This window comes from Enterobacter cloacae complex sp. S2, assembly GCF_015159675.1.
Lineage (GTDB): Bacteria > Pseudomonadota > Gammaproteobacteria > Enterobacterales > Enterobacteriaceae > Enterobacter > Enterobacter intestinihominis.
This window is the reverse complement of the sequence record NZ_JADDTS010000027.1, coordinates 22,631-28,766: the sequence shown is the minus strand read 5'-3', so window position 1 is coordinate 28,766 and position 6,136 is coordinate 22,631. Positions and strand designations below refer to the sequence as shown.

7 protein-coding genes are annotated in these 6,136 nt (G+C 51.5%); 1 reads left to right on the top strand and 6 read right to left on the bottom strand.

Features of this window, described 5'->3' with window-relative positions; genetic code table 11:
- Positions 1-778: ATP-binding protein (locus IPZ49_RS13850; protein ID WP_193762849.1), on the top strand; the 778-nt coding region annotated here is incomplete at its 5' end.
- Positions 779-1,008: 230 nt separating this feature from the next.
- Here the strand turns inward: IPZ49_RS13850 and IPZ49_RS13845 are convergent.
- From IPZ49_RS13845 to IPZ49_RS13820, 6 genes are all read right to left on the bottom strand, one after another.
- Positions 1,009-2,073: an alpha/beta fold hydrolase gene (locus tag IPZ49_RS13845; protein ID WP_063146709.1), complete on the bottom strand. Its 1,065-nt coding sequence runs from the start codon at positions 2,071-2,073 to the stop codon at positions 1,009-1,011.
- Positions 2,074-2,096: 23 nt separating this feature from the next.
- The gene (locus IPZ49_RS13840) at positions 2,097-2,681 is read right to left on the bottom strand and encodes a flavodoxin (RefSeq protein ID WP_063146708.1); all 585 of its coding nucleotides are present in this window, start codon (positions 2,679-2,681) and stop codon (positions 2,097-2,099) included.
- 9 nt (positions 2,682-2,690) lie between these two features.
- Positions 2,691-3,452: a carboxymuconolactone decarboxylase family protein gene (locus tag IPZ49_RS13835; RefSeq protein WP_063146707.1), complete on the bottom strand. Its 762-nt coding sequence runs from the start codon at positions 3,450-3,452 to the stop codon at positions 2,691-2,693.
- Entirely contained in the window at positions 3,430-3,909 is a 480-nt protein-coding gene (locus IPZ49_RS13830) for a cupin domain-containing protein (protein WP_032950016.1), read from the bottom strand. Before IPZ49_RS13830 ends, IPZ49_RS13835 begins: the two co-directional genes overlap by 23 nt.
- Positions 3,910-3,973: 64 nt before the next feature.
- On the bottom strand, positions 3,974-5,431 hold the full coding sequence (locus IPZ49_RS13825) for a heavy metal sensor histidine kinase (RefSeq protein WP_063146706.1): 1,458 nt from the start codon (positions 5,429-5,431) through the stop codon (positions 3,974-3,976).
- Positions 5,432-5,446: 15 nt separating this feature from the next.
- Complete coding sequence (locus IPZ49_RS13820) at positions 5,447-6,127, bottom strand: heavy metal response regulator transcription factor (RefSeq protein ID WP_021571249.1); 681 nt, start codon at positions 6,125-6,127, stop codon at positions 5,447-5,449.
- Positions 6,128-6,136 lie beyond the last annotated feature (9 nt).

The following is a 6,136-nucleotide window of genomic DNA, read 5'->3' as shown; positions in this document are numbered from 1 at the left end:
CTCTAAAGCCTGCTCTTTTAATTTTAAAGAAGATATGATAGAAAGTCTCTTGGATTTTATGTGGCTTAAACTTATCTATGAATTTTTCTCCAATAAATCGAATCCGGAACATGTCTCGCCTGTAATAAATAGAATGAATGCAAACCGGAAAGATATAGCTAAAATATTTGATACATCTGGAGATAGAGACTTCTGGAATGGAGGTAACTTCATTGTTATCAACCTCAATATGGTTAATATTACAATGAAGAAAACACTCCCTCTTTTGATTGCAAAATGGGCTTATAACTTGAAAAAAATGTCTACCGAGCCTTCAACGCTTCATATCATTATTGATGAAGCTCATAACATCCTCTCAAACACATCATTTAGAGAAAGTGAAAGCTGGAAAGATTATAGGCTCGAAACTTTTGAAGAGATTATCAAAGAGGGACGTAAATTTGGCGTGTTTGTAACAATTTCCAGCCAGCGCCCGAACGATATATCATCAACTATCATTTCTCAAGCGCACAACTATTTTATTCATCGTCTTATTAATCAAAATGATCTTTATGCAATTGAAAAGTCTGTTTCTTATATTGATCGGTTGACAGAGGAGTCCATTCCGACACTTTCCACAGGAACCTGCATATTCAGTGGTATTGTTAGCCCAATGCCGCTGAAACTGAGGGTGGCGGAACTTCCCAACAACCAGAAACCTCGAAGTAAAACAATAACATTTGGCGAGTTGATCGACAGAGAGCAAGGGAATGATATAGAAGGTAACTTAATTTTATAATTATGCAATTATATGCATTTTCAGATCTTCGCAATAAGTTAGGCGTGACTGGGTTATATGATGCCTTGAACTGATCTTGAACATAGCTCGGTACGTCCAACATGGTACCGCAGTTCGCTCAAAGTAGGCAGTAACGTTCAACAGCTTTGCGCCGACATTAGACCATTCATTTTTATAAAGCAGATGCTAGTATTGAGTCCTGAATAATGAGGACTCAATGCTATTCCGTTCTACTGCAAATTTTTCTCTTTCAAGAATTTACTCACCAAATCAGCAATCTGCACATTATTTAAATCAGAGAACGGGAAGTGGGTATTCCCTTTGATTCCCACTTCAGGCAGATGAGTCACCGTCACATCCCCGCCATGCTTGTTCACCACGTCACGCCACTCACGGGCCATCGCCAGTCTTACGCGCCAGCTGTCCTGCGCGGGCATGGCGACAGGTTTATCCGGTATGTTATCGCCGTAAATAATCAGAATCGGGATTTTGGTCAGTGCCATAAACTGCTCCATTGGCACAGGCTCACCCTTCAGCGTGTCGAACGCGCTTGGCATAGGGGCAGGGAGTTCTTTTTCCGGGAAGACAAAGCTGCTGCCTGGCTCGAAGGCGACAATGGCTTTGACCTTGTTGTTTTTCATTGCTGTATACCAGCCTGGTCCGCCACCCTGAGAGTGGGTGAAGAGGATAGCAGGGCCGGATTTATCCACTACTGCGGACATCGCATCAGAGATCACATTGATATCAAACGGCCCGGTGTTCGGGGTCATCTGACGGAAATACTGGTTCAACGCTTCTTTGTCGTGAGAGAACTGAACGCCCTTAAAATACTCTGGCCACACGCCAACGCGGAACTGATTGAACCACATTTGTTCATCCGGTTTTGGCGTAACAGTACCTTCTACAGTCGTGCGCCCAGCGCTGCCCCGACGCGGCTGATCGACAAGATAGGTTGAGAACCCGCGACGCAGGAAGATGTTCTGGAACCCTTCGCGACCATCTGGAGTACTTTCCCAGGTACGGGAGAACTGACCTGCGCCGTGCAGCATGACGATAGGGTATTTATGCGGATTTTCCGGAATTTGGTAGAACACTGAGGCATGATCGCCATGATAAGTTTGGCCAGCAGAATCCAGCGGCTTCTTCGCGTCAAACTTACCCGGGGCAGTGGTGATAGTTCCGCCAGCAGAAAAGCTTCCCTGTTCCTGAATGACCAGCGGCGCTGCGTATACCGACTGAGCCACCAGGCCACTCGCTATCATGCAGACGGACAGTGTTTTTAAAAGTGTCTTCAAGGGTATCTCCTCATATCAATGAATCAGCTGCGTATTGTCTCTAACCAACTTGTTACCGTTTCAGTGGTTCTTCGCTCCTGATCGCATTCAATGACCAGCGGTTTTTCCCGACGCGCAGTTGGGGCGAGACTGGCAAGGATGTCGTCGCTGTCTCCTTTACCGTAGCCACCGTGAGTAATAAAGGGGATGAGTAATTTGCCCGCAAGGTTGTGGCTGCTGAGAAATGCTTGCACTACAGGCGGCACGCTGGTCCCCCAGATCGGAAAGCCTAAATACACGGTCTCGTAGCGTGAGGTATCTGCAACGCTATTTTTTAATGCCGGTTTTACGCCTCGCTCACGCTCATTTTTCGCCTGTTCAACGGTCTGAAAATAGTCTTCCGGATAAGGCGTAGCTGGTTCGATTTCAAACAGATCGGTATTCAGGCTGCGGTGAATGACGCCCGCAATGACTCGTGTATTTCCGCTGCGGGAAAAGTACGCCACCAGAACACGGCTTTTACCCTGCACGTTTGCGGTTCCGGTCGCAGCTGAGGCAAAAGAAACGTTCGCCAGCGTCAGCCCGGCAAGTGCGGTGATTAACATTCTGCGGTTGGGATCATGCTCCATAATCCACTCCTAATTGTTTGCGAGCGCCTGCTGCAGCGCCTTTTCAGCTCGCGTTGCTGCATCACTTTCGCCATGTTCACGCAGAACCTGTGCCAGCTGGCGCAGCTGCGACACCGTCAGGCCGACCCGCATGCTTGCTCGCGTATGCGACAGCAGTTGTGATTCGACGCCCGGCGTGGCCGCTAATGCGCCAACCGTTGCCAGCTCGCGGCTTTGCCAGTCGAGGTTATCGCGGGCGAAAATGTCGCCGAAAAGGTGCGTTTGCAGGAACTGATTAATCACCGGGGCAAAATCAAACAGCGGGCCCTGGACGGGAGCGCCTGAGATTTTTGTCTGGTTTGCGGTACCGACACGGCGAAGCTCATCCCCGACAGGGATCGGGGCAACCGGCTCTTTACCCTCAACGTCTTTGATACCACGTTGTTTACGTGTTTCGACGACCTTCATCAGTTCACTAAGCGCATTCAGGCTACGGGGGAAGCCCGTATAGGCATAAAGCTGGACGAGAATCTCTTTGGCTTCGTTTATCGTGAGTCCGGCGTCAAGACCCTGATTCAGGGCTGCATTCAGCTTATCCATCTGGCTGCTGGCCATCGATGCCGCAATCAACGGGATGGCCTGTTGGCGGGCTGACAGCGTATCTGAAACCTTTTGTTCGTGGTTCATTTCTGAGGCTCCTTTATTGACGGGCGCAGCATGTGCCGCGAGACCAAAACCAAAGGTCAGCAGTACCGCTGCCGTTAATGCTTTAATGGGCGTGGTATTGTTCATCTGTCACTTTCTCCATCCAGTTAACGCTTTTGCCATCCACAATCCCGGTTATCGCCAGATGCGTCATCGCGCTGCCGGGGGCCGCCCCGTGCCAGTGTTTGACGCCCGCCGGGCAAGAGACAACGTCACCGGCGCGGATAACCTGCACCGGCTGGCCTTCTTGTTGGGTGAGCCCAACACCAGAGGTCACAATCAGCCGCTGACCTGCCGGATGCGTATGCCAGGCGGAACGAGCGCCGGGTTCAAACGTGACATAAGCCCCGGAAACAGGGATGTCGTTATCCGGTTTGAAGAGAGGATCAACCCTGACACGACCGGTAAAGTTCTCGGCTGGCCCGAACACCGCGTTCTGACTTCCTGCAGGGGCGATATGGACAGCGGGATTTTGCTCCGCTGCCCAGGATGAAAATGTGAAGAAGGGCAGTAACAGCCCGAGGTAACGTAAATGTCCGATCATGCAAAGCGTCCTTATCAATGAAGAGGGGATTGCCTGCGATGATTTTATCGGGAGGGTAATGACGTCAGGCTGACGCCCCCCTGACAATCCTGTCAGCTAACCCGGGTCCCGGCTCAGCGCCGGATTGAGCATTATCTGCCGCTTTATCCGCTTGTAGCGCAAAGGTGAGGCCAAAAGTATTGATGCCTCCTTCACTACGGGCAAAGACATCTCCCCGGTGCATAATGGCGACGGCACGTACGATCGACAGGCCCAGTCCATGATGGGTATCACTCCTGGCCCGGGAGGTGTCAACGCGATAGAACCGCTCGAAAAGCCGGTGTAAGTGCTCTGGTGCTATTGGATCGCCCGGGTTTGACACTTCAACACAGGCTTGATGACCGGTTTCGCTTAACCGCACCGTAACCGTACTGTTGGAGGGGGAGTGTCTTGCGCTGTTTTCCAGTAAATTGGCCAGTGAACGGTGGAACAGTCGTCGGTCGATGTCCGCGGTGACGTCGCCCTGAACATCGAGAGAGAGCTGTTTTTCAGCAAAAGAGGGTTCCACATACTCCGCTGTTTTTAGGGTTTCTTCGCGCAGTGAGACTTGGGTAAGCTGGGATGCATGTTCACCCGCATGGGCATGGGAAAGGAACAGCATGTCGTTAACAATAGACGTCATGCGTTCAAGTTCTTCCAGATTGGAGCCCAGTAACTCTTCCAGTTCATCATGTGAACGTCGGCGTGAGAGACCCAGCTGCGTCTGGCCGATCAGATTAGTTAGCGGAGTCCGGAGCTCATGCGCAACATCGGCATTAAAGCTTTCGAGCTGTCGCCAGGCGACCTCCTGACGTTCCAGCACGCCATTAAAAGATGATGCTAACTGCTGTAATTCGTCAGGTAATGCTTCGGTGTTCAGGCGCTGACCATGGTCCCCGGGAGCGAGTTGCCGGGCCTGTTTACTGAGCGCGCCAACGGGACGAAGACCGATCCTTGAAACGACGTATCCCAGTAAGGCGACAATCACGACGCCCAGTGCGGTAATGATCAGCAATGTCCGCGTGAACGCATCGAGTGTGCCCATATACGGCGTGGAGTCGATGGCAACCACATAGCGCAGCTCAGGCCTTTCACCGTTGGCGGGGATAGTTTTTACTAACAGAAACAGCGAGCATGCACCTTCTGATGCTCCGGGCACTTTATTAAAGCCTTCCTGTAAAGAAGGCCACTGAACACCCACCGGTGGTATTCCCCCCATGCTAAAGCGTGGGTTATCGCTCACTATCCAGTAGCGAACGCGTTCACCTTCAGAATTGGTTAATACGGTAAATTTATTGGCAAGCAGTGACCAGCCGTCAGCAGAGGTTCGTGCGGTGATCCACGGACTCATTAATGATTCGCGGAACAGCAGCTCGTTGTGCATCTGCTTTTGCAAAGAGTCATGCAAGGAGCTTCTGAGCAGGATGCCGATAACGGACACAATCAGCAGCGCGGATAAGGCAAACATCAGCGCCAGGTGAACGGAGATGGAACGCTTAGGCATGCTTATCCCCTTCATTTATTCGGACCGGACTTCGAGGACATACCCCATGCCACGAACGGTATGCAGAAGTTTGATATCGAACGGCGCATCCACTTTGGCCCGAAGTCGTTTAATGGCCACTTCAACCACGTTGGCATCGCTATCAAAATTCATGTCCCATATCTGCTCCGCAATCATCATCTTTGACAGAATCTCCCCCTGATGCCGGGCCAGAAGGCTCAACAGGGAAAACTCTTTCGCGGTCAGCTCCAGCCGTGTTCCGGCACGAAATACGCGGCGAGCCAGCAGGTCGAGATGCAGATCGTGAATTTGCAGCTGGGTGATGTCCGCGCCATCCGTAGCGCGGCGGCGCACCAGGGCCTGAATACGCGCCACCAGCTCAATCAGCGAGAAGGGCTTGGGCAGATAATCATCCGCGCCAAGGCGAAGCCCTTTAACGCGTTCATCGACCGAGCCGCGAGCCGAAAGCATCAGCACCGGCGTCTGTTTGGCAGCTCGCACACCCTCAAGTACCCGGTAACCATCCATCCCCGGCAGCATCACATCCAGTATTATCGCGTCGTAGTCGAACTCCAGCGCGTAATGAAGACCTTCAGCGCCATCTGCAGAGACATCTACCGTAAATCCGGACTCACCCAGCGCACGGGAGAGATAGGTTGACGTTTTTTCTTCATCTTCGACTAACAACAGGCGCATAACGGGACT

Bases quoted from the DNA above. Each gene is read 5' to 3' on its own strand.
- IPZ49_RS13830 (WP_032950016.1), bottom strand. From the start codon at position 3,909: ATGATCGGACATTTACGTTACCTCGGGCTGTTACTGCCCTTCTTCACA.
- IPZ49_RS13820 (WP_021571249.1), bottom strand. From the start codon at position 6,127: ATGCGCCTGTTGTTAGTCGAAGATGAAGAAAAAACGTCAACCTATCTC.
- IPZ49_RS13825 (WP_063146706.1), bottom strand. From the start codon at position 5,431: ATGCCTAAGCGTTCCATCTCCGTTCACCTGGCGCTGATGTTTGCCTTA.
- IPZ49_RS13835 (WP_063146707.1), bottom strand. From the start codon at position 3,452: ATGAACAATACCACGCCCATTAAAGCATTAACGGCAGCGGTACTGCTG.
- IPZ49_RS13840 (WP_063146708.1), bottom strand. From the start codon at position 2,681: ATGGAGCATGATCCCAACCGCAGAATGTTAATCACCGCACTTGCCGGG.